At 63.9% G+C, this 23578-nt stretch carries 22 protein-coding genes; 15 read left to right on the top strand and 7 right to left on the bottom strand.

Features of this window, described 5'->3' with window-relative positions; genetic code table 11:
- Positions 1-82 precede the first annotated feature (82 nt).
- Together K2O50_RS09140 and phnX are read left to right on the top strand one after the other, a co-directional pair.
- Complete coding sequence (locus tag K2O50_RS09140) at positions 83-1189, top strand: 2-aminoethylphosphonate--pyruvate transaminase (protein WP_050704979.1); 1107 nt, start codon at positions 83-85, stop codon at positions 1187-1189.
- 34 nt (positions 1190-1223) lie between these two features.
- Complete coding sequence (phnX, locus tag K2O50_RS09135) at positions 1224-2051, top strand: phosphonoacetaldehyde hydrolase (protein WP_050704978.1); 828 nt, start codon at positions 1224-1226, stop codon at positions 2049-2051.
- Between the two features lie 91 nt (positions 2052-2142).
- On the opposite strand, the gene K2O50_RS09130 is transcribed toward phnX, so the two are convergent.
- Positions 2143-2703 carry an NADPH-dependent FMN reductase gene (locus K2O50_RS09130; RefSeq protein ID WP_050704977.1) on the bottom strand — a complete coding sequence of 187 codons (561 nt, stop codon included), beginning with the start codon at positions 2701-2703 and terminating at the stop codon, positions 2143-2145.
- A 158-nt stretch (positions 2704-2861) separates the two neighbouring features.
- On the opposite strand from K2O50_RS09130, the gene K2O50_RS09125 reads away from it, so the two are divergent.
- Positions 2862-3080: a hypothetical protein gene (locus K2O50_RS09125; protein ID WP_028690532.1), complete on the top strand. Its 219-nt coding sequence runs from the start codon at positions 2862-2864 to the stop codon at positions 3078-3080.
- Here the strand turns inward: K2O50_RS09125 and K2O50_RS09120 are convergent.
- From K2O50_RS09120 to K2O50_RS09105, 4 genes are all read right to left on the bottom strand, one after another.
- Complete coding sequence (locus K2O50_RS09120; protein WP_050704976.1) at positions 3064-5307, bottom strand: Orn/Lys/Arg decarboxylase N-terminal domain-containing protein; 2244 nt, start codon at positions 5305-5307, stop codon at positions 3064-3066. The two genes, K2O50_RS09125 and K2O50_RS09120, sit on opposite strands and share 17 nt — an antisense overlap.
- A 152-nt stretch (positions 5308-5459) precedes the next feature.
- A complete protein-coding gene (gene dnaQ / locus K2O50_RS09115; protein ID WP_050704975.1) occupies positions 5460-6215 on the bottom strand; it encodes a DNA polymerase III subunit epsilon in 756 nt (251 codons plus the stop codon).
- 150 nt (positions 6216-6365) lie between these two features.
- Complete coding sequence (rnhA, locus tag K2O50_RS09110) at positions 6366-6812, bottom strand: ribonuclease HI (RefSeq protein WP_050704974.1); 447 nt, start codon at positions 6810-6812, stop codon at positions 6366-6368.
- Positions 6813-6825: 13 nt separating this feature from the next.
- On the bottom strand, positions 6826-7599 hold the full coding sequence (locus tag K2O50_RS09105) for a class I SAM-dependent methyltransferase (protein ID WP_028690528.1): 774 nt from the start codon (positions 7597-7599) through the stop codon (positions 6826-6828).
- A gap of 84 nt (positions 7600-7683) precedes the next feature.
- Between K2O50_RS09105 and gloB the strand changes: the two genes are divergently transcribed.
- The 11 genes from gloB (at position 7684) to K2O50_RS09050 (ending at position 19930) form a co-directional block, all read left to right on the top strand.
- The gene (gene gloB, locus K2O50_RS09100) at positions 7684-8463 is read left to right on the top strand and encodes a hydroxyacylglutathione hydrolase (protein WP_050704973.1); all 780 of its coding nucleotides are present in this window, start codon (positions 7684-7686) and stop codon (positions 8461-8463) included.
- Positions 8464-8563: 100 nt separating this feature from the next.
- Complete coding sequence (locus K2O50_RS09095) at positions 8564-9991, top strand: lytic transglycosylase domain-containing protein (protein WP_050704972.1); 1428 nt, start codon at positions 8564-8566, stop codon at positions 9989-9991.
- Positions 9992-10227: 236 nt separating this feature from the next.
- Positions 10228-12060: an extracellular solute-binding protein gene (locus K2O50_RS09090; RefSeq protein ID WP_218188890.1), complete on the top strand. Its 1833-nt coding sequence runs from the start codon at positions 10228-10230 to the stop codon at positions 12058-12060.
- The gene (locus K2O50_RS09085) at positions 12057-13889 is read left to right on the top strand and encodes an extracellular solute-binding protein (protein WP_050704970.1); all 1833 of its coding nucleotides are present in this window, start codon (positions 12057-12059) and stop codon (positions 13887-13889) included. Before K2O50_RS09090 ends, K2O50_RS09085 begins: the two co-directional genes overlap by 4 nt.
- A 1-nt stretch (position 13890) precedes the next feature.
- Complete coding sequence (locus tag K2O50_RS09080; protein WP_050704969.1) at positions 13891-14964, top strand: microcin C ABC transporter permease YejB; 1074 nt, start codon at positions 13891-13893, stop codon at positions 14962-14964.
- A 1-nt stretch (position 14965) separates the two neighbouring features.
- Positions 14966-15985, top strand: a complete 1020-nt coding sequence (locus tag K2O50_RS09075; protein ID WP_028690523.1) for an ABC transporter permease — start codon at positions 14966-14968, stop codon at positions 15983-15985.
- 1 nt (position 15986) lies between these two features.
- Positions 15987-17597 (top strand): ABC transporter ATP-binding protein, encoded by a 1611-nt coding sequence (locus tag K2O50_RS09070; protein WP_050704968.1) that lies wholly within the window; start codon positions 15987-15989, stop codon positions 17595-17597.
- A gap of 387 nt (positions 17598-17984) precedes the next feature.
- A complete protein-coding gene (locus tag K2O50_RS09065; RefSeq protein WP_050704967.1) occupies positions 17985-18230 on the top strand; it encodes a hypothetical protein in 246 nt (81 codons plus the stop codon).
- Positions 18231-18429: 199 nt separating this feature from the next.
- A complete protein-coding gene (locus K2O50_RS09060) occupies positions 18430-18699 on the top strand; it encodes a DUF3077 domain-containing protein (protein ID WP_050704966.1) in 270 nt (89 codons plus the stop codon).
- A 278-nt stretch (positions 18700-18977) separates the two neighbouring features.
- Positions 18978-19601 carry a hypothetical protein gene (locus K2O50_RS09055; protein ID WP_156329607.1) on the top strand — a complete coding sequence of 208 codons (624 nt, stop codon included), beginning with the start codon at positions 18978-18980 and terminating at the stop codon, positions 19599-19601.
- Positions 19598-19930, top strand: coding sequence for a hypothetical protein (locus K2O50_RS09050; protein WP_050704964.1), 333 nt, complete (start codon positions 19598-19600; stop codon positions 19928-19930). Before K2O50_RS09055 ends, K2O50_RS09050 begins: the two co-directional genes overlap by 4 nt.
- 94 nt (positions 19931-20024) lie before the next feature.
- On the opposite strand, the gene K2O50_RS09045 is transcribed toward K2O50_RS09050, so the two are convergent.
- A complete protein-coding gene (locus K2O50_RS09045) occupies positions 20025-21341 on the bottom strand; it encodes an APC family permease (protein WP_050704963.1) in 1317 nt (438 codons plus the stop codon).
- 425 nt (positions 21342-21766) lie between these two features.
- A complete protein-coding gene (locus tag K2O50_RS09040; protein ID WP_050704962.1) occupies positions 21767-22579 on the bottom strand; it encodes a LuxR C-terminal-related transcriptional regulator in 813 nt (270 codons plus the stop codon).
- A 123-nt stretch (positions 22580-22702) separates the two neighbouring features.
- Here K2O50_RS09040 and K2O50_RS09035 point away from each other — a divergent pair, with 123 nt between their 5' ends.
- Positions 22703-23518, top strand: coding sequence for a carbon-nitrogen hydrolase family protein (locus tag K2O50_RS09035; RefSeq protein ID WP_050704961.1), 816 nt, complete (start codon positions 22703-22705; stop codon positions 23516-23518).
- The last annotated feature ends 60 nt before the right edge of the window (positions 23519-23578 follow it).

Below are 23578 nucleotides of genomic sequence, written 5' to 3'. Positions count from 1 at the left end.
TACAAACAATTTGATTGATGACACAGCGAATTGCAACCTAGCCCCACTAGTTTCCAGCCCACCGCAAGTGAGGAACCACGGAATGAGCAACGCCCCGATCCTGCTGACCCCCGGTCCACTGACCACCTCGATCCGCACCCGCCAGGCCATGCTCGTGGACTGGGGCTCGTGGGACCGCGACTTCAACCAGCTGACCGCCAGCGTTTGCGAGCAACTGCTGGCCATCCTCGACGGCAGCGCCAGCCACCACTGCGTGCCCCTGCAAGGCAGCGGCACCTTCGCCGTCGAGGCCGCCATCGGCACCCTGGTACCCCGTGACGGCAAGGTCCTGGTGCTGATCAACGGCGCCTACGGCCAGCGCCTGGCGAAGATCTGCAAGGTGCTGGGCCGCGCCTACAGCACCTTCGAGACCGCCGAGGACCAGCCGACCACCGCTGCCGATGTCGACCGCCTGCTGGCCGCCGACCCCGCCGTGACCCACGTGGCGCTGATCCACTGCGAGACCAGCACCGGCATCCTCAACCCACTGCCCGAGATCGCCCAGGTGATCCAGCGCCACGGCAAGCGCCTGATCATCGACGCAATGAGCTCCTTCGGCGCGCTGCCGATCGATGCCCGCCAGATCCCCTTCGAAGCGCTGATCGCCGCCTCCGGTAAGTGCCTGGAGGGCGTGCCGGGCATGGGCTTCGTCTTCGCCGAGAAAACCGCCCTGGCCGCCGCGGAAGGCAACGCCCACTCCCTGGCCATGGACCTGCACGACCAGCACGCCTACATGGCCAAGACCGGCCAGTGGCGCTTCACCCCGCCGACCCACGTGGTCGCCGCCCTGCACGAAGCACTGCAGCAATACAACGAAGAGGGGGGACTGCCCGCCCGCCACCAGCGCTACGCCGACAACTGCAAGACGCTGCTCGACGGCATGGCGAAGATCGGCCTGCAGAGCTTTTTGCCCGCCGACATCCAGGCACCGATCATCGTCACCTTCCACGCGCCGAAGGATCCGCGCTACCAGTTCAAGGACTTCTACGAGCGGGTCAAGGCCAAGGGCTTCATCCTTTACCCGGGCAAGCTGACCCAGGTCGAGACCTTCCGCGTCGGCTGCATCGGCGTGGTCGGTGCCGACGGCATGCAGGCCGCCGTCAATGCCGTGGCCGAGGTGCTGCGGGAAATGGAAGTGCTGGACATCTGACCCTTTGCCCACCCAATTCAAGGAAAATGCGCACATGAACTACAGCAACCCCACCCAGCTGCAAGCCGCCATCCTCGACTGGGCCGGCACCGTGGTCGACTTCGGCTCGTTCGCCCCGACCCAGATCTTCGTCGAAGCCTTCGCCGAGTTCGACGTGCAGGTGTCCATCGAAGAGGCCCGTGGCCCGATGGGCATGGGCAAGTGGGACCATATCCGCACCCTGTGCGACGTGCCGGAGATCGCCGAGCGCTACCGCAAGGTGTTCGGCCGCGCACCCACCGACGACGACGTCACCGCCATCTACGAGCGCTTCATGCCGCTGCAGATCGAGAAGATCGCCGTGCACTCGGCGCTGATCCCCGGCGCCCTGGAGACCCTGACCGGGTTGCGCAAGGACGGCTTGAAGATCGGCTCCTGCTCGGGCTACCCGAAGGTGGTGATGGACAAGGTGGTCGAACTGGCCGCGCAGAACGGCTACGTGGCCGACCATGTGGTGGCCACCGACGAGACACCGAACGGCCGCCCGTGGCCGGCCCAGGCGCTGGCCAACGTGATTGCCTTGGGCATCGATGACGTGGCTGCCTGCGTGAAGGTCGACGACACCGTGCCGGGGATTCTCGAAGGCCGCCGCGCCGGGATGTGGACCGTGGCGCTGGTGTGCTCGGGCAATGCCCTGGGGCTGACCTGGGAAGGCTACCGGGCGTTGAGCGCGGAGAAGCTGGAGAGCGAACGCAAGCGGATTCATGGGATGTTCGCCGCATCGCGGCCGCACTACTTGATCGATACCATCAACGAGTTGCCCGAGGTGATTGCCGATATCAACCGGCGATTGGCCAAGGGGGAGATGCCGCAGAGCGCGTGATGTCGAAAAACATCGCGGGGCAAGCCCGCTCCCACGCAGGTTGGTATAGCCTGGCGTGGGAGCGGGCTTGCCCCGCGATGCCTTTTGGGGATCAGACCGCCCGGTTCAGCTTCACCCACGACGCAAAACGGTCGATAAAGCCCTGCAGGAACGGCCGGGTCTTGTCATTGAGCTTACCGCTGTCATCGAACAACGTCGCCGCCCCGCCGATATACGCCTCGGGCATCTGCATGCACGGCATGTCAAGGAACACCAGCGACTGGCGCACCGCATGATTGGCACCGAACCCGCCGATTGCCCCCGGCGACACGCTGGCCACCGCTGCCGGCTTGCCGCCCCACACGCTCTGCCCATAGGGCCGCGACCCCACATCGATGGCGTTCTTCAACCCGCCCGGCACCGAACGGTTGTACTCCGGGGTGACGAACAGCACCGCATCGCTGCGGCGGATCTCGTCGCGAAAATGCTTCCATGCCTCGGGCGCGCCCTCGGCCTCGACATCCTCGTTGTACAACGGCAGCTCGCCAATCTCGACGATCCGCAGGGCAAGGCTGGACGGCGCCAGCTCAGACAGCGCGCGGGCCACCTTGCGGTTGTAGGACTCCTTGCGCAAGCTGCCGACGACAACCGCAACCGAATAGACCTGGCTCATGGCGTTTTGCAACCTCTGCTCTGGGAATGGGACCTGTTAGTTATAGATGACCGTTCCTCGGCTTCGCGGTTTTTTTCCATTCGGCTGAAAACTTCCCGGGCGTTTCACTGGTCTATGCCTACAGACATTTCCTACACGATTCAGAGGTTTCCACCTAAATGGCAGCAGTAATGGTCGGCCAGTTCCACGCCCGCGACGCCGAAGGCCGTATCTACCCGGTCCACGAGTTCCAGGAGTCCACCCTCCAGGCCGACGGCAGCACCCTCGGCGCGCCGGTCACCAGCTATCGGCTGGCCATCGGCGACCGCGTCAACCACCTGGGCGACGACCGCTTCGAACTGGCCCAGACCGGCGTCGAGATCATCCGCATTCCTTGACGCAATCGACGGTGTACAGCGTCCCCTCGCGCTGCAGGCCATGCACGTCGGCGACAAAGCCCGGGAAGCCCTGGTCGAAGGCCCGGGCACAGTCCAGGTAGACCAGGATCGAGCGGGTCGCCTCGGTGAAGCGCTCGCCCGGCATGATCAAGGGAATTCCCGGCGGATACGGCACCAGCATCACCGCCGCGACCCGACCCAACAGCTGCTCGATCGGCACCGCCTCCACCTCCCCGCGCACCATCCGGTCATAGGCCTCGGCCGGGGTCATCGCCACTTCGGGCAAACGGGTGAACAGCAGCTTGAGCTGCCTGGACGTGGCATTGGCGCGGTAGAAGGCATGCAGTTGCTGGCACAGGTCGCGCAGCCCCAGCCCCTGGTAGCGTGACGGCTGCGGCGTCACCACGCTGGGCAGGCAGTCGGCCAGCGCGGTATTGGCATCGTAATGGCGCTTGAACTCCAGCAGCTCGGTGAGCAGCGTGCTCCACTTGCCCTTGGTGATGCCCATCGAGAACAGCACCAGGAAGCTGTACAGGCCAGTCTTCTCCACCACCAGCCCCCGCTCCCACAAAAACTTGCTGACCACCGCAGCCGGAATGCCCTGCTCGCCCGCGCCGCCACCGGCCCCGGGCATCACCAGGGTGACTTTGAGTGGGTCAAGCAGCACATACTCGTCGCTCAGCTCGGCAAAGCCATGCCACTCGGCACCAGGCTGCAACAGCCAGTCCGACGCCTCCAGCCGCTCGCCACCCTGGGCCTGCGGCGGCTGCCAGATGCTGAACCACCAGTCGTCGGCAGCGATGTGCTCGCGCAGGTTGGCCAGCGCCCGGCGAAAGCTCAGGGCCTCGTCGAACATCTCCTGCAGCAGCGAACGCCCGGCTGGGCCTTCCATCATCGCCGAGGCCACGTCCAGCGAGGCGAGGATGCTGTACTGCGGCGAAGTGGAGATATGCATCATGAACGCTTCGTTGAAACGGTCGCGGTCCAGCTGGCGGGAGGCGCCATCCTGCACATGGATCATCGACGCCTGGCTGAAGGCGGCCAGCAGCTTGTGGGTCGAATGGGTGCTGAACAGCAGCGGCCCTTCATCGCCGCGTGGCGTGCCCATGGCATAGCGGCCAGCGAAGAATTCATGGAAGGCGGCGTAGGCGAACCAGGCCTCGTCGAAGTGCAGCACCTCGACACTGGCGCCGAGGGTCTGCTTGATCAGCCCGGCGTGGTAGCACAGGCCGTCGTAGGTGGAGTTGGTGACCACCGCCAGCTTGATCTTCGCCGGCCGCCCCTGGGCCAGCGGATGGGCCTGGATCTTCGCCTGGATCGACGCCGGGGTGAACTCGCTGAGCGGAATCGGCCCGATGATGCCCAGCTCGTTGCGCTCCGGGCTCAGGTAGAGGGGGATGGCGCCGGTCATGATGATCGCGTGCACCACCGACTTGTGGCAGTTGCGGTCCACCAGCACCAGATCACCGCGCCCGACCATCGCATGCCAGACGATCTTGTTGGCGGTGGAGGTGCCGTTGATGACGAAGAAGGTGTGGTCGGCGCCGAAGTTGCGCGCCGCCCGCGCCTCGGCGGCGGCCAGAGGGCCAGTGTGATCGAGGAGCGAGCCCAGCTCCGGCACCGACACGGACAGGTCCGAGCGCAGGGTGTTTTCGCCGAAGAATTGGTGGAAGGCCTGCCCCACCGGGCTCTTGTGATAGGCCACGCCGCCGCCGTGACCCGGCGTGTGCCACGAATAGTTCGACTGCGCGGTGTGTTGCACAAGGGCCTTGAAGAATGGTGGCAGCAGGCCGTCTAGGTAGCTGTGCGCGGCCCGTGCCACCTGGCGGGCGAGAAAGGGCACGGTGTCTTCGAACAGGTAGAGGATGCCGCGCAGCTGGTTGAGCTCACCCATGGCCTCGGCCGGAGCGTTTTCCAGGGTGACCTGCTCGCCCAGGGCGAAGATCGGCAGGTTGGGTGCGCGCAGCCGAGCCAGGCGGATCAGCTCGGCCATGTTCTGCAGAAGCCGGCTGTTGTCGCCAACGCCCTCGGCGGCGATCAGCATGCAGGCCAGGCCGTGGTGGGTGGCGGCCACCAGGCGCGCCTCGGCCTGGTCGGCGGCGGCGAGGATGGCGAAGCCGTCCCTGGCCAGTTCATCGGCGATGCCGCGCACCCGCTCGCCGGCGACACTGTCGGCCTTGATCGCCCGGTGGACGATGAGGATGGGGAACTGGAGGTCCTTGTACATCGGGCGGCTACCTCTGCGGGGGCTTCCCCCTCAGGGTAGTTGAGGCTGGTGTCGTCAGTGCCGGCCTCTTCGCGGGTAAACCCGCTCCCACAGGTTCGGGGATAGCCTGTGGGAGCGGGTTTACCCGCGAAAGGGCCAGTACTGCTGGCAAATCAGCTGGCAGGTGTCTCGGTCAACGCCTGCCACATCGCCGGCCCACCGGCTGACTTGGCAATGGCCGCCAAGCGCTCGGCATGGGCCTCAAGCTCTTCCTCGCTGGCCATGATCACCTTACCCGCCGCACGACCGGTAATCCGACGGATCTCACTGCCGGTACTGGCCTGCCCATCCTCGCCCTGCGCGCCATCCCCCGCCAGCGACAGGCTGGTCTGGCCGCCGGTCATCGCCAGGTAGACGTCGGCCAGCAGTTCCGAGTCGAGCAGTGCGCCGTGCAGCTCACGGCCGGAGTTGTCGATGCCGTAGCGTTTGCACAGCGCATCGAGGCTGTTGCGCTGCCCCGGATGGCGCGAGCGCGCCATCATCAGGGTGTCGAGGATCGGGCAGTGCTGCGAGATGTCGGCGCGGTCCTGCTGGCCGATCAGCGCGAACTCGTTGTTGATGAAGCCGACGTCGAACGCCGCGTTGTGGATGACCAGGGTGGCGCCCTGGATGAACTCGAAGAACTCCTCGGCCACGTCGCCGAAACGCGGTTTGCCGACCAGGAAGGCGTCGGTGATGCCGTGGACGTTGATCGCGCCCTCGTCACTGTCGCGGTCGGGCTGCAGGTAGACGTGAAAATGCCGCCCGGTCAGGCGCCGGCCGATGACCTCGACGCAACCGATCTCGATGATGCGGTGGCCTTCGGCCACCGGCATGCCGGTGGTCTCGGTGTCGAGGATGACGAACCGTTTGTCTTGCTGCTGCTCCACGCGGGGACTCCAACTGGCGGTGCTTGAATTCAGGGTGGGAGTATAACGAAATCGGGGCCGCTTTGCGGCCATCGCGGGGCAAGCCCGCTCCCACGCAGGCAGTGCTCACCCTGTGGGAGCGGGCTTGCCCCGCGATGACCCGCAACACAATCAACGCTGGGCGCGTACTTCGTCGACCCCACGATTGGCCAACTGGTCAGCCCGCTCGTTGCCCGGGTGGCCGATATGCCCGCGCACCCACTTCCAGGTCACCTTGTGCCGGTTGACCTGCTCATCGAGGGCCATCCACAGGTCGGCGTTCTTCACCGGCTCCTTGGCGGCGGTCTTCCAGCCGCGCTTCTTCCAGTTGGTCATCCACTCGTTGATGCCCTTCATCACATACTGGGAGTCGGTGGTCAGCACCACCTCGCACTCGCGCTTGAGCGCCTTCAGGCCCTCGATCGCGGCCATCAGCTCCATGCGGTTGTTGGTGGTCTCGCGCTCGCCGCCCCACAGTTCCTTCTCGACGCCCTTGAAAATCATCAGGACGCCCCAGCCGCCCGGGCCGGGATTGCCCTTGCAGGCACCATCGGTGTAGATCTCGACGCTATCGCTCATGTACCACTCGTGTTCAGTGCTTTTCGGAATCGGGGTGGGTGGCGCTGCGGTTGACCTTGGCCAACGGCAGCGGCAGCAGCTTGCCCATCGGCTCGCGGCGCTCCAGGCGCAGCGGCCGCAGGCCGACCACCATCTTGCGCGCCACCAGCAGGTAGACGCCGCCACCAGCACTCTGCCAGCCTCCGGCCACCCGCTCCCAACCGGCCAGGCGTTGTTGCCAGGCCGGCGAGGCAAGCGGCGGACGATAGCACCCGAAGCGGCGTTTCTCCAGCGCGAAGCCCAGCAGGTTGAGCCAGTCGCCGACCCGCGACGGCGAGATGCAGCGGGCCTTGCGCAAGGCGCCCTGGCTGAAGAAATGCCGCAGGCCCCAGCTGCTCCACGGGTTGATGCCGACGATCAGCAGGTGCCCGCCCGGACGCACCGCGCTGGCCGCCTCGCGCAGCAGGCCATGGGGCGACAGGCTGAAGTCCAGGCCATGCTGCAGCACCACCACGTCGGCGGCGTGCTCCGACAACGGCCAGGCCTGTTCCTCGCAGACGATCTCCACCCCCGGCAGTGGCGCACCGAGGCGCACGTTGCGCTGCACCTGTGGCGCATTGGGCGGAGGTTCGGCGCAGGGGCCGTAGTGCACCAGGTAACCACCGAAGAAGCGCCGCAGCTCTTCTTCAAGCAACTTTTCCTCTTCCTTGAGCATCAACTGCCCAAGGGGGCCATTGAACCAGTCGCGGGCCAGGCTGATGAGCTCGACCCAGTCGGGGTCGGCCTGGGCGAAGGCTTGGTCGGTCATTGCATTCTCCCTCGAAGGTTCTCGGGCCGCGACATCGCGGCTAAGATGCCCCCAATGTCCAGGCTTGGCGATACGGATCCGCACATGATACAGATCGATGCCCTACCCGCTTTCAACGACAACTACATCTGGTTGTTACAGGATACTGCCAATCGCCGCTGCGCAGTGGTCGATCCCGGCGATGCCGGGCCGGTGCTCGCCTGGCTCGGCCAGCATCCCGACTGGGCGCTGGAGGCGATCCTGGTCACCCACCACCACCATGACCACGTCGGCGGTGTCGAAGCCCTGAAGCAGGCCAGCGGCGCCACCGTCTACGGCCCGGCCAACGAGCGCATCCCGGCCCGTGATGTCGCCCTGGAGGACGGCGCACAGGTGCAGGCACTGGGCCTGACCTTCGAGGTCCTGGCCATGCCCGGACACACCCTCGGCCACATCGCCTATTACACTGCGCAATCGCCCACGCCGCTACTGTTCAGTGGCGATACCCTGTTCGCCGCCGGCTGCGGGCGGTTGTTCGAAGGCACGCCCGAGCAGATGCACCATTCGCTGCAGCGCCTGGCCGCCCTGCCGGCCGAGACCGAAGTGTACTGCGCCCACGAATACACCCTGAGCAACCTGCGCTTCGCCCGTGCCGTGGAACCGGAAAACCTGCACGTTCTGCAACGCTTCGAAGACGTTACCCGCCTGCGCGCCGACAATCGCATCAGCTTGCCCTCCACCATCGGCCTCGAGCGCCTGACCAACCCGTTTTTGCGTACTGCTGAAACATTCGTTAAACAAAAAGCAGACGAATGGAAGGGACATTCCAACCCCACCCAAGCCACTGTTTTTGCTGCCTTGAGGTCTTGGAAGGACGTGTTCTGATAACCTCAAGATATATCGTGACATAAGCCCAAAGGTTGACCCGGCCGGGGCCGGTTTTTAGAATCGCCCAACTTTTTTGCCCGGATAACCGTTCCAGCCGATGTCTTCCCCTAGCCGCAGAACCGCTCATTCGGTCGCCCTGACGCGACTGGCACAGATCAGTGCACTGGCGCTGGCCGCCACCCTGGTCGGCTGCCAGAGCACCCGTCAGCTCGACGATTCGGACAGCGTTCGCGCGCACAACTACCAGGCGCGGATCAAACACAAGCCCGCGCCGCTGGTGGTCAAACCCAAGGAAGCACCGCCCCAGGACGTCTGGGAGCGCATGCGCCAGGGCTTCGCCCTGCAGGACGGCATGGACGTCAACCCGCGCATCGAACAGCAGCGCCTGTGGTTCGCCAGCAACCCGTCGTTCCTCGAGAACGCCGGCGAGCGCGGCAGCCTTTACCTGCACTACATCGTCGAGCGCCTCGAAGAACGCGACATGCCGTTGGAACTGGCCCTGCTGCCGGCCATCGAAAGCGCCTACAACCCGATGGCCTATTCCCGCGCTCATGCCGCCGGCATGTGGCAGTTCATCCCATCCACCGGGCGCCACTTCAACCTGCGCCAGACCAACTTCTACGACGGTCGCCGCGACGTCACCGCCTCGACCAACGCCGCGCTGGACTACCTGAACCGCCTGCACGACATGTTCAACGGCGACTGGCTGCTGGCCCTGGCGGCCTACAATGCCGGCGAAGGCACCGTCAGCCGCGCCATCGAGCGCAACGAGCGCCTGGGCCTGCCGACCGACTACTGGAACCTGCCGCTGCCGCAGGAAACCCGCGACTACGTGCCCAAGCTGCTGGCCCTGTCGCAGGTGGTCAACACCCCGGCCGCCTACGGGATCAACCTGAACCCGATCGCCAACGAACCCTATTTCGAAGCCGTCGCCATCAACGACCGCCTCGACCTGTCCCGCGTCGCGGCTTTCGCCGACATCGACGAAGACGAACTGATCCAGCTCAACCCCGCCTTCAAGAAGCGCATGACCGTGGACGGCCCGCAGCAACTGCTGGTGCCCACCGCCAAGGCGCAGCTGCTGAGCGACCGCATGTCCAACCTCAAGCCCGAGGAACTGGTCGCCCTGCAGCCGAACAAGGCTGTGTTCCAAGCCGCCCTGGCCGAAGCCAAGGCGCCGGCGGCGCGCAGCTACCGGGTCAAGCGTGGCGACAACCTGGGCAGCATCGCCAAGGCCAACCGCGTCGCGGTCAAGGACATCCAGCGCTGGAACAGCCTGCGCGGCAACAGCCTCAAGGTCGGCCAGGTGCTGGCACTGCGTGGCGGCAACGCGCCGAGCGCGGCGGCCAACCGCGTGGCCGACGCGAAGCAGCGGTCCACCCAGTACAAGGTGCGCAAGGGCGACTCGTACTACCTGGTGGCCAAGCGTTTCAACGTTGAGATGAAACACCTCAAGCGCTGGAATCCGCGTAGCGGGCATGCGCTCAAGCCGGGGCAGACGCTGACCGTTTACCTGTCGCGTTGATGTGAATTCTGGGGGCGCTTCGCGCCCCTTTCGCGACACAAGGCCGCTCCTACAGGCATTGCACCAGCCTGAGGGTTTGCGCAATCCCTGTAGGAGCGGCCTTGTGTCGCGAAAGGGTTGCGAAGCAACCCCATTGCAGCCACCCCCACCCGCCCTGCCCCAGCCCTTTTTCCATTCCAGACAAGCTGTTACTGTACCCCGAACCAAGCCCAACGCCTTCTGGATCGGATGCCGACTTGATACGTCCCCTCCTGCTGTCTCTCAGCCTGGCCTTGAGCTTCCCCGCCGTCGCGATGGTGAGCGAAAGCCACGGATACGCGCAGTTCGGCACGCTCAAGTACCCGGCCAGCTTCACCCACTTCGACTGGGTCAACCCGCAAGCCCCGAAAGGCGGCACCTTGCGGGCCATGGCCTTCGGCACCTTCGACACGCTCAACCCCTATACCTTCAAGGGCTCGAGCCCGGTCACCACGCCCAACTTCCTGCAATACGGCATCAACGAGCTCAACGAGCCGCTGATGGTCGGCACCGGCATGTACGACCCCTCCGGAGACGAACCCACCTCCAGCTACGGCCTGATCGCCCGCTCCGTCGAATACAGCGAGGACCGCAGTTGGGTGGTGTTCAACCTGCGTCCCGAAGCGCACTTCCACGACGGCGTGCCGATCACCGCCGCCGACGTCGCCTTCAGCTACCGCACCCTGCTCAAGGACGGTCACCCGATCTACCGCACCAACCTGCAGGAAGTGGCCCGGGTCGACATCCTAGGCCCGCTGCGCATCCGCTTCGTGTTCAAGCGCGCCGGCAACCCGCTGCTGATCCTGCGCCTGGGCGAAATGCCGGTGCTGCCCAAGCACTACTGGGAAAAACGCGACTTCAAGGCCACCACCTTCGACCCGCCGCTGGGCAGCGGCCCCTACCGCATCACCGAGGTGCAACCGGGCCGGCGCCTGGTGTTCGAACGGGTAAAGGACTACTGGGGCAAGGACCTGGCCGTGAACCGCGGCAAGTACAACTTCAAGCGCGTCGAATACGAGTTCTACCGTGACGCCACCGTGGCCTTCGAAGCGTTCAAGGCCGGCGAATTCGACATCTATATCGAACACCAGGCGAAGAACTGGGCCAATGGCTACACCTTCCCCGCCGTGCGCCGGGGCGAGGTGATCAAGGCGCAGATCCCACACCAGATCCCCACGCAGACCCAAGGCCTGTTCATGAACAGCCGCCGTGCCGCGTTCAGCGACCCACGGGTGCGCCAGGCCCTGAGCCTGATGCTCGACTTCGAATGGACCAATCGCGCCCTGTTCAACGGCGCCTACCGGCGCGCCACCAGCTATTACCCTAATAGCGATTTCACCGCCACAGGCCTGCCCACCGGCAAGGAATGGCTGCTGCTCAAGCCGTTCCGCGACCAGTTACCCGAAAAGCTGTTCACCCAGCCCTACCAGGTCAGCCACACCGACGGCAGCGGCATCAGCCGCCCTGCCCTGCGCCAGGCGCTCGACCTGTTCGCCCAGGCCGGTTGGAAACTCAACGGCCAGCGCCTGGTGGACGGCAAGGGCCAGCCATTCCGTATGGAACTGCTGCTGGTGAACCCGAACCTCGAACGCATCCTGCAACCTTATGTCGAAAATCTGGCCAGCATCGGCATCGATGCGCGCTTGCGCACCGTCGACCGCGCCCAGTACAAACAACGGCTCGACCAGTTCGATTTCGACATGATCCTGATGACCTTGAACCAGACCCTGAGCCCGGGCCTCGAACAGTGGCTGTATTTCCACTCGAGCCAGGCCGCCACCAAGGGCAGCAAGAACTATGCTGGCGTGAAGGACCCGGTGGTCGACCACCTGCTCGACACCCTGCTCGCCGCCCGCAGCCGCGATGACCAGATCGCCGCCGCGCGCGCCCTGGACCGCGTACTCTCATGGCAGTACTACATGATCCCCAACTGGTACCTCGACAATCACCGCCTGGCCTACCGCAACCGGTTCGCCTTCGTCACCACGCCGCCCTACACCCTCGGGCTGAACAGCTGGTGGATCAAGAAGACTTCGGAGAAAGCCAAATGACGCCCACCCTGCGCCGCCTGGCCGCCAGCCTGCTGCTGGCCTGCCTCACGCTCCCGGCCGTGGCCGCCCCGCAACACGCCCTGACCCTGTACGGCGAGGAGCCGAAATACCCGGCCACCTTCAAGCACTTCGATTTCGTCAACCCCGACGCACCCAAGGGCGGCACCTTCCGCCAGTCCAGCTTCGGCGGCTTCGACAGCCTCAACCCGTTCATCAACAAGGGCGTGCCCGCCGACAACGTCGGCAGCATCTACGACACGCTGATGCGCCAGAGCCTGGACGAGCCCTTCACCGAGTACGGCCTGGTGGCCGGCAAGATCGAGAAGGCCCCCGACAACAGCTGGGTGCGCTTCTACCTGCGCCCCGAGGCGCGCTTCCACGACGGCCAGCCGATGCGCGCCGAAGACGTGGTGTTCACCTTCAACGCCCTGATCAAGGACGGCGCGCCGCTGTACCGCCAGTACTATGCCGACGTCGCCGAAGTGGTCGCCGAAGACCCGCTCAAGGTGCTGTTCAAGTTCAAGCACAGCAACAACCGCGAGCTGCCGCTGATCCTCGGCCAGCTGCCGGTGCTGCCCAAGCACTGGTATGCCAACCGCGACTTCAACCGCGGCAACCTGGAAATTCCGCTCGGCAGTGGCCCGTACAAGGTCGCCGAGGTGAAGGCCGGCCGCTCGATCCGCTACGAGCGGGTCAAGGACTACTGGGCCAAGGACCTGCCGATCAACCGCGGCTTCTACAACTTCGACGTGATGACCTTCGACTCCTACCGCGACAACACCGTCGCCCTCGAAGCGCTCAAGGCCGGCCAGTTCGACTACGCCCTGGAAGTCAGCGCGAAGAACTGGGCCACCGCCTACGACGTGCCCGCCGTGCGCGACGGCCGCCTGATCAAGGAAGAGATCCCCAACGGCAACCCGGTGGGCATGCAGGGCTTCATCTTCAACCTGCGCAAGCCGATGTTCCAGGACATCCGCGTGCGCCAGGCCATCAGCCTGCTGCTGGACTTCGAATGGACCAACAAGCAGCTGTTCAACGGCGCCTACACCCGCACCGGCAGCTATTTCGAGAACTCCGAGATGGCCGCCAGCGGCCTGCCCTCGCCCGCCGAACTGAAGATTCTCGAACCGCTGCGCGGCAAGGTGCCCGACGAGGTGTTCAACGGCGCCTTCCGCAACCCCGTCACCGACGGCAGCGGCATGATCCGCGACCAGCAGCGCCAGGCCTACAAGCTGCTGCAGGACGCCGGCTGGAAGATCGTCGACGACAAGATGGTCGACAAGGACGGCAAGCCGCTGAGCATCGAGTTCCTGCTGGCCCAGACCCAGTTCGAGCGCGTGCTGCTACCGTTCAAGCGCAACCTCGCGGACCTGGGCATCAACCTCGAGATCCGCCGCGTGGACGTGTCGCAGTACATCACCCGCTTGCGTTCGCGGGACTACGACATGATCGTCGGCGGCTTCGCGCAATCGAACTCGCCCGGCAACGAGCAGCGTGAATACTGGAACAGCGCCGCCGCCGACAACCCCGGCAGCCGCAACTTCATCGGCCTGCGCGACCCCGCCATCGACCAGTTGGTGGAACAGCTGATCAACGCCGATTCGCGTCAGAGCCTGGTCGACCACTGCCGCGCCCTGGACCGCGTGCTGCTGTGGGGCTACTACGTGATCCCCAACTGGCACATCAAGACCTGGCGCGTGGCCTACTGGAACCACATCGGTCACCCCGCCGTGTCGCCCAAGTACGACATCGGCATCGACACCTGGTGGATCAAGCCCGACGTCACGCCTGCCGTAAGCGAAGCCCCCGCCGTGGAAGAGGCTCATTGACATGCTGGCCTATATCCTGCGGCGCCTGCTGCTGATCATCCCGACCCTGTTCGGCATCCTGATCATCAACTTCATCATCGTCCAGGCCGCCCCCGGCGGCCCGGTGGAGCAGATGATCGCCAAGCTCGAAGGCTTCGACGGTGCCACCAGCCGCATCGCTGGCGGCGGCGCCGAAGTGTCGGTGGCCGGTTCCAATTACCGTGGCGCGCAAGGCCTGGACCCGGCGCTGATCGCCGAGATCGAGCGCATGTATGGCTTCGACAAGTCCGCGCCCGAGCGGCTGTGGATCATGGTCAAGAACTATGCCCATCTGGACTTTGGCAACAGCTTCTTCCGCGACGCCAAGGTCATCGACCTGATCGCCGAGAAGATGCCCGTGTCCATCTCGCTGGGGCTATGGAGCACGCTGATCATGTACCTGGTGTCGATCCCCCTGGGGATCGCCAAGGCCGTGCGCCACGGCAGCCATTTCGACGTGTGGACCAGTTCGGCGATCATCGTCGGCTACGCCATCCCCGCGTTCCTCTTCGCCATCCTGCTGATCGTGCTGTTCGCCGGCGGCAGCTACTTCGACTGGTTCCCGCTGCGCGGGCTGACCTCCAACAACTTCGACGAGCTTTCCACCGCCGGCAAGGTACTCGACTACTTCTGGCACCTGGTGCTGCCGATCACCGCACTGGTGATCGGCAACTTCGCCACCATGACCCTGCTGACCAAAAACAGCTTCCTCGACGAGATCAACAAGCAGTACGTGGTCACCGCCCAGGCCAAGGGCCTGAGCCGTTCGCGGGTGCTGTACGGCCATGTGTTCCGCAACGCCATGCTGCTGGTGATCGCCGGCTTCCCCTCGGCGTTCATCGGCATTTTCTTCACCGGTTCCTTGCTGATCGAGGTGATCTTCAGCCTCGACGGCCTGGGCCTGATGAGTTTTGAAGCGGCGATCAACCGCGACTACCCGGTGGTGTTCGGCACCTTGTTCATCTTCACCCTGCTCGGTCTGGTGGTGAAGCTGATCGGCGACCTCACCTACACCCTGGTCGATCCACGCATCGACTTCGCCAGCCGGGAGCACTGACATGGCCCTGTCCCCCCTCAATCGCCGGCGCTTCGAGCGCTTCAAGGCCAACCGCCGCGGCTGGTGGTCGCTGTGGATCTTCCTGGTGCTGTTCGTGCTCAGCCTGGGCGCCGAGTTCATCGCCAACGACAAGCCGATTGCCGTGCGCTACGACGGCGAGTGGTACTTCCCCGCCTTCAAGCGCTACCCGGAGACCACCTTCGGCGGCGAGTTCCCGTTGGAGGCCAACTACAAGAGCCCGTACATCCGCGAGCTGCTGGAGAAAAAAGACGCCTTCGTGTTGTGGGCGCCGATCCCCTACAGCTACCAGAGCATCAACTACGACCTGAAAGTGCCGGCCCCCGCGCCGCCCTCCACCGACAACCTGCTGGGCACCGACGACCAGGGCCGCGACGTGCTGGCCCGGGTGATCTATGGCTTCCGTATCTCGGTGCTGTTCGCCCTCACGCTGACCATCGCCAGCTCCATCGTCGGCGTAATCGCCGGCGCCTTGCAGGGTTTCTACGGCGGCTGGGTGGACCTGGCCGGCCAGCGCTTTTTGGAGATCTGGTCCGGCCTGCCGGTGCTGTACCTGCTGATCATCCTTGCCAGCTTCGTGCAGCCCAACTTCTGGTGGTTGCTGGGCATCATGCTGCTGTTCTCGTGGATGAGCCTGGTGGACGTGGTGCGCGCCGAGTTCCTGCGCGGGCGCAACCTCGAATACGTGCGCGCCGCCCGCGCGCTGGGCATGCGCAACGGCCCGATCATGTTCCGCCACATCCTGCCCAACGCCATGATCTCGACCATGACCTTCATGCCGTTCATCCTCACCGGCGCCATCGGCACCCTCACCGCCCTGGACTTCTTAGGCTTCGGCCTGCCTGCCGGCTCGCCGTCGCTGGGCGAGCTGGTCGCCCAAGGCAAGTCCAACCTGCAAGCCCCCTGGCTGGGCATCAGCGCCTTCGCCGTGCTGGCGGTGATGCTGAGCCTGCTGGTATTCATCGGCGAATCCGCCCGCGACGCCTTCGACCCGAGGAAATGACATGAGCCAAGACACCCTGATCGAAGTCCGCGACCTGGCGGTGGAGTTCGTCACTGGCGAGCAGGTCAACCGCGTGGTCGACGGCATCAGCTTCGACATCCGCAAGGGCGAGACCCTGGCCCTGGTCGGCGAAAGCGGCTCGGGCAAGTCGGTGACCGCCCATTCGATCCTGCGCCTGCTGCCCTACCCGCTGGCCCGGCATCCTTCCGGCACCATCCAGTACGGCGGCAAGGACCTGCTGCACCTGGGCGAGAAGCCCATGCAGCGGATTCGCGGCAACCGCATTGCGATGATCTTCCAGGAGCCGATGACCTCGCTGAACCCGCTGCATAGCATCGAGAAGCAGATCAACGAGATCCTGTTGCTGCACAAGGGCCTGACCGGCAAGGCCGCCACTGCGCGCACGCTGGAGCTGCTGGAGCTGGTGGGTATTCCCGAGCCGAAGAAGCGCCTGAAAGCCCTGCCCCATGAGCTGTCCGGTGGCCAGCGCCAGCGGGTGATGATCGCCATGGCCCTGGCCAACGAGCCCGAACTGCTGATCGCCGACGAGCCCACCACGGCGCTCGACGTGACCGTGCAATTGAAGATTCTCGACCTGCTCAAGGAGCTGCAGGCGCGCCTCGGCATGGCCCTGCTGCTGATCAGCCACGACCTCAACCTGGTGCGCCGCATCGCCCACCGGGTGTGCGTGATGCAGTGCGGCAAGATCGTCGAGCAGGCCGATTGCGCCATGCTGTTCAGCAAGCCGCAGCATCCGTATACGCAGATGCTGATCAATGCCGAGCCCAGCGGGGCGCCCGCCGCGAACGCCGAAGGGGCGCCGTTGCTGGAGGTGAAGGACCTGAAGGTGTGGTTCCCGATCAAGAAGGGGCTGCTGCGCCGGACCGTGGACCATGTGAAGGCCGTGGATGGGGTGAACTTCAGCCTGCCCCAGGGGCAGACGCTGGGGATCGTTGGCGAGAGTGGATCGGGCAAGTCCACCTTGGGACTAGCCATCCTGCGGTTGATTTCCAGCCAGGGTGGCATTCGCTTTCATGGGCAGGATCTTGAAGGGCTGAACCAGAAGGCCGTGCGACCGCTGCGGCGGGAGATGCAGGTGGTGTTTCAGGATCCCTTTGGCAGCCTGAGCCCGCGCATGTGCGTGGCGGATATCGTTGGCGAGGGGTTACGGATTCACAAGATCGGCACGCCGGCTGAGCAGGAAGCGGCGATTATTGCGGCGTTGGAGGAAGTGGGGCTGGATCCGCGGACGCGGCATCGGTATCCCCATGAGTTTTCTGGGGGGCAGCGGCAGCGGATTGCGATTGCTCGGGCGTTGGTGTTGAAGCCGGCGCTGATTTTGCTGGATGAGCCGACCTCGGCGCTGGATCGGACGGTGCAGCGGCAGGTGGTTGAGTTGCTGCGGAATTTGCAGGTTAAGTACAACCTGACTTATCTGTTTATCAGTCATGACCTGGCGGTGGTCAAGGCGTTGAGTCATCAGTTGATGGTGATCAAGCATGGGCAGGTGGTGGAACAGGGGGATGCGGGGGCGATATTTCATGAGCCGCGGCATGGGTATACGCGGCAGTTGTTGGAAGCTGCGTTTTTGGGGACGACATCGACCGCCTGAAGCAGCGTAGCCAACTCAAATGTCATCGGACGCGCAACCGCTGTCCGCCTTGTTGGTATCACGTCGTATCGCGGTGGGTCGTCCAGAAAAATCAGATTAAGACCCTATGCTGTAGTCCATTTCCCAAACATACTTCTGCCGCCTTTTTTCCGTTGCGGTCGCCCTGGCGGGGCTCTAGTCTCGGCCTATCGTTGCACATCAACGATACAGCTTTGACAGGCTGTGACGGCAAATTGCACGCAGCTCAACCTTTATGGCAGCTGTACGTGCGGGCACGCTTGCGTGCGCCGGAACTTTGCAATTTCCGCCGGTCTGTCAACCCACGTACAGCTGCCACCCTACTGTTTGACAGCAGGCAGGTGGCCGCACCACCACAGGGAAATTGTTATGTTAAAGATCGTCCCCGATCCACCTCACAACCACCACTCCCTCGAAGACACCATCATTCAGGCCACGGAGTACGCCCTGTGCGCGCAGACTGTGGCGCATCAGGCTATTCTGCTGCATCCCAAGTCGCCCGTGTCGATTCTGGTCATGGCCGCGATGCATGAAATGGAGGCGCTGCGGGTACTGCTCGAGTCGGCGTTGATTCAGGTGCAGATGCCGCAGGTGGAGCCTCGGACTTTGCACTAGGGCTTGAGTCATTTGTTGGCTGGGCTGACGCAATCGCGGGGCAAGCCCGCTCCCACGCTGTGATCCCAACACGCTGTGATCCATGGCTGCGATCTATGTGCAGCACACCCACATGCGGCGTGGCACCTGTACCCGTGGGAGCGGGCTTGTCCCGCGATTGCGCAAGCCCAGGCACCGATCATTTCAGGGAGATTGAGCCATGAGCACAGACGACAGCACGCCCCACACCACCGTGGGCAAGACCAAGTTCTACCAGGGTGAAAAGCATACCGACCCGCTGTTCTGCATCGAACCCGGCATCCCTTGCCAGCACGCTCGGGAACAGGCTTCGGAGTTGATGGGCTGCGTGTGCGACCTGACCATCACCGGGATCATGGAGGAGAAGCCTCAGTTAATCTGGGCATCGTATTACCTGAGCGCGCTGGCCAAGGCGCTGATGGATGATGCGGAGTTGGGGATGAAACACTGACCTCAAGGTACATGCGGGCTCTGTAGGAACGGCCTTGTGCCGCGAAAGGGCTGCGTAGCAGCCCCGGCAATAGCCTGGGCTGTGTCGCGGCCCATCGCGGCACAAGGCCACTTCTGGAGATTTGTATGAGGGTGGACACGACAGAAGCGCCACCCCATGGCTGTTTGGGAAAGCACTGACACACCGAGTCACGCTATCGGGCAGCTGCACAGTTTGCCCTGCCACTATAATCAGTTTTCTTGTTCGGCCCGGCACAGTACAAACAATGGAACTCCCCCATGAAAGGAAACCCCTTAAGCCGATTGGTGTACATAGCTATCTTGGTTCTACTCACAGCAGGTGCACTTTTCACTGCACACAAATACCCAGCATTGCATGACACTGACGTCAACACCTTGGGCTTCCTGGGATTCTGGTTAACGCTGTACGGCTTGATTGTTGCCATATGCGAAATTGTACGCAATGGCTCAGCGGCTCATCAAATGGCTCGCGTTGCCGAGGCTTCACACAATAGGCTCAAGCGTCAAATGGAACATCATGAAGTCCAAGCCTGCATTGAAATAATAAATTCCGCACTGAGCGACCTGTATAACAAGAAAGCCGTTTCAGTCATTTTTATAACCCGGATCAAACAAGGCTACATCTCGTCATTCTCAAAAGCCGGGATACCTGATCGTTACCGAGAAAACCTGAATATCCTGAATAGCTACGAGCATCTGGTGCAATCCCGAGTGCTCAAGACCAAAACCAATCCCAACTATGCGGGAAGCCAGTATCCCAAACCCAACCCCGGGGCGCCCGACAATCCCTATAGACTGACCATCGACACACTGAAACGAATGCAAGATGACCTGCTGATGCATTCGGCTTCAAAAAATGAATACATAGGTGACCCTGCATGATTCCATCTCACTTCGAACGTTTTATGCAATTCGTCTTGACCCACACTCAAAATGGCGACTTGCAATGGGGCATTGGCGAGGGTGGTAGCTTCGTTGCTTCTCACGAGGAAATCACCTTGATCATCTCCTCTGATTACGACCCAGACCGCGATATCAACACATTTTGGTTCCGTCTGAATGGCAGTACACGCTCTACGCCATTTTCAGTCTCTGAAAAGGAACAGGGGTATGGGCTTATGAAGAGTATTTTTGAAGAAGTCACTGCAAACGCGAACGATGTCAAAAGCGATATGGAGAAGTTCATGGCCGGGTTCAGTCGTGGAGCTTGAGGCATAGCTCGCCATGCCTCGTTTTATTTCGATCTCAGTTGATCGCGGGGCAAGCCCGCTCCCACCAGATACCTGACCTGGACACCCTGCGCTTTCAGGTCTCAACCTCCATAAGCCCCGGCGTGGGCTTGCTGAACCCCGCCGTCAACCACATCAGGTACAACCCGCCACACACCAGCCAAGCCACCCCGGCCAGTATCACCACCGTGCTCAACAGCGACAGCAGATACAGGTTTACCCCAATCGCCAGCAGCGGAAACACCACGAACCCCACCCCACTCAACCGCTGCTTGCGCCGCTCACGCAGGTAGTACGCAATCACGCAGACATTCACCGCGGCAAACGCCAGGAACGCGCCGAAGTTGATCAGCGAAGCGGCCGAGCTCACATCCGCGCCGATCCCGATCAACCCCAGCCCGGCAATCAGCAGCAGGTTGAACACCGGCGTGCGCGCCCTGCCCTGCACCTTGGCGAAGTAACGCGGCGGCAGCACGCCTTCGCGGCCCATGAAGTACAGCAAGCGGCTGGCGCTGACCTGCACCGCCAGGCACGAGGCGAAGCCGGCGACGATGCCGCCGAGATTGACGAAGTCGGCGAAGAACTGCCCACCCACCTCGATCGACAGTGCGTAGGTCGCGGTCTCTGGGTCGGCGAACTGGCCACCGGGGTGGCTCAGTTGCATCAGGTAAGCCACCGCCGTGAACAGCAGCCCGCCCACGCTGATCACCAGCAGCACCGCCCGGGGGATGTCGCGCTTGGGCTGCTCGGCCTCCTCGGCCAGGGTGGTCACGGCGTCGAACCCGAGGAACGAATAGGCGGCGATGGCGGCGGCGGCGGTGAGGCCGGTCAAGGTGCTGTGCTCGTTCCATACGGGGTGGGTGAAGCCGACCTGGGGCTGGCCGGCCACATAGCGCAGGCAGTAGCCAATGAACAACAGCACCAGGGCCATGCTGAAGACCGTGAGCACTTTGTTCAGGCGGTCGGTCAGGGTCATGCCGCTGACGGTCACCGCCGTGGTCAAACCGATGTTGATCAGCAGCCAGCCCCAGGTGGGCACCTGCGGGAACTGGGCGTTGAGGAACACCGACTGCAGCAGCCAGGCAACCATGGGCATGAACAGGTAGGCCAGCAGCACCGCCCAGCCGACCACAAAGCCACAACCGGGGCCGAGCAGGCGCTTGGCGTAGTAGTAGGCCGAGCCGGACACCGGGAACAGGCGCGAAAGCTTGGCGTAGCTCAGGGCCGACAGCAGCATGGCGCCGGTGGCCAGCAGGAAGGCGCTGGGGGCGATGCCGTCGCTGCGTTCGGAGATCACGCCGAAGATCACCATGGCCAGGCTCGGGCACATGTAGGCCAGGCCGAAGACGGTCAGGGAAGTCAGGGAAAGTTTTGCAGGGGTGGCGTCAGGCATGAGTGGCCTCCTGGCGCGCAGGGGCGATGCCACGGGCCGGGCCGTGAGCGAAATGAGCCATGGGTCATCCTCTTGTGATTGTTCTAGGAAATTGCCAAGCCGGTATGCAGCACGCTAAGCAGATGCAGCAAGTGCAGGTGCAGGAAATACAGCGTGGGAGCGGGCTTGCCCCGCGATGCAGGCAATGTGGTGGATGGCACCGGCCTTGCCGGTGATCGCGGGGCAAGCCCGCTCCCACGATGCGACCGCGAAGCCCGCTACTACGCGACGACCGCGAAATCCGCTCCCACGCTGCGACCACGAAGCCCACTCTCACGCGGCTTCCAGGTGGTCACTCGCAAGGAAGCTGCCAGCCCAGTATGCGGATCCCCGTGCGGATTCCTATAACGTCGAAGGATTAACCTGGGGGTAATGGCGCGGGGGAATCACGGCGCCGGTTGCAGGCTGGCGAGGTCTTCGCCGGCCAGGAACAGCAGCGAAAAAAGCTCGCTCTGGGAGTTCACGTCCAGCTTGCGATACACGTTGCGGCGATGGACCTTCACCGTCTCGGCCGACAGCTTGAGCTTGATGGCCGTCTCCTTGTTCGAATGCCCCGACAGGATCAGCCGCACCACGTCCAGCTCCCGCGCCGTGAGCACCGACTCCAGCTGCCGCCGTGCTTCGTCGCGCCCCTGGGCCAGGCCCAGCGCGGGCTTGGCCGGTGCGCGCTCGGGCAGTTGCTCGAAGTGCAGGCGCTGGCGCAGCAGGCCGATCAGCCAGGGGCGCACCAGCTCCAGCTGGGCGATGGCCTGGGCGTCGAAACGTGAGCGCCCGCCCAGCGACAGGCACAGCGTGCGCCCATCGCCCAGGGCCAGGTTGAACTGCACCTCGTCGGCGACTACGTTGTGGGTGAAGTACAGGCGGTAGTAGTCGGTCTGCTGGAACTGCTCCGGGGCTACGTCGACCAGGCGCACCAGGCCGGTCAGCGGCCGCTCGCGGCTGCTGAGGTAGAACGGGTCGAGCAGGTACAGGCCGTTGGCGTACACGCTCACCAGCGGGTCGATGCCCTCGCGCTCGTAAGGGCTCTGGTCGAAGATCAACGGCTTGTCGTGACTGAACAGCAGCGCCACCCAGGTGTCGACCTCGACGAAGTCGCCGAGCAGCGTCGCCAGGGTGCGCCAGAAGCTCGGCCGGTCGAGGTGCTCGATGCATTGGCCCACACCCTGGTGCCACGAAAGATCCTGCAGGCTCAAGCTCATGCCCTACCCCCGGGTTAACCCGTCGAAGTGATTGTTTTGCCAATGATTGTTTTCATACTTGCACCACCCTTCGCAAATGTCACTCGCCCGCGGAAGGGTCGGGCCCAGCGAGACGGATTGCCCATGAAGATCGAAGTGGTACAGACGACAACCCGCGACGGCGACACCGCCCACAACCTGCGCGGCATCCTCGAGGCCCTGGCCCAATGCGCGCCGGACACCGATATCCTGCTGTTCCCCGAGTCGCACCTGACCGGTTTTCTCACCGCAGATGACGTCGGCATGCTGTCCGAAGCCATCGATGGTGACGCCGTGCAGGCGGTGGTCGCGGCAGCGCGCCGGCACAATGTCGCGGTGGTGCTGGGGCTGTACGAGAACGACGGCGGCACGTTCTACAACACCACCCTGTTCATCGCCCCTGAAGGCATCCTGCTCACCTACCGCAAGACCCACTTGTGGTTGCCGGAGCACGGCATCGTCGTTCCGGGCGACCGCTTCGCCACCGTCGAATGGCGCGGCGTGCGCCTGGGTCTGTTGATCTGCTACGACAGCGAATTCCCTGAGACGGCACGGGCGCTGAAGGCCTTGGGCGCGCAGTTGATGCTGATCACCGATGGCCTGGCCGAACCGGAGGATCATGTGCACCGGGTGTCGGTGATGGCCCGGGCGATGGAGAACCAGGTGTTCGCCGTGGTCGCCAACCGCGTGGGCGACGGGCCGGATGGCTGCGTGTTCGTGGGGGCGAGCCTGGCGGTGGACCCGTATGGCCAAACGCTGTTCGAGGCCGGGCGTGGCGAGTCGCGGCATAGCGTGACCCTGGACCTGTCGCTGATCGACAAGGCCCGCGCCTTCCATGACTACAGCGCCAACCAGCGCATCCGGTTGCCGGGTGAGCGGATCGAGCATGCCAGTGGCGTATGGGAGCTGGTTATCGACTAAGGGAACACACGACAGGGCAGGACGCAGAGGATTTCGGATAAAGCTGCCGTAGCCAGAATG

Source organism: Pseudomonas sp. 2hn, from assembly GCF_019646095.1.
GTDB lineage: Bacteria > Pseudomonadota > Gammaproteobacteria > Pseudomonadales > Pseudomonadaceae > Aquipseudomonas > Aquipseudomonas peradeniyensis.
The sequence above is the reverse complement of the archived record's forward strand: the minus strand, read 5'-3'. Positions and strand labels throughout refer to the sequence as shown.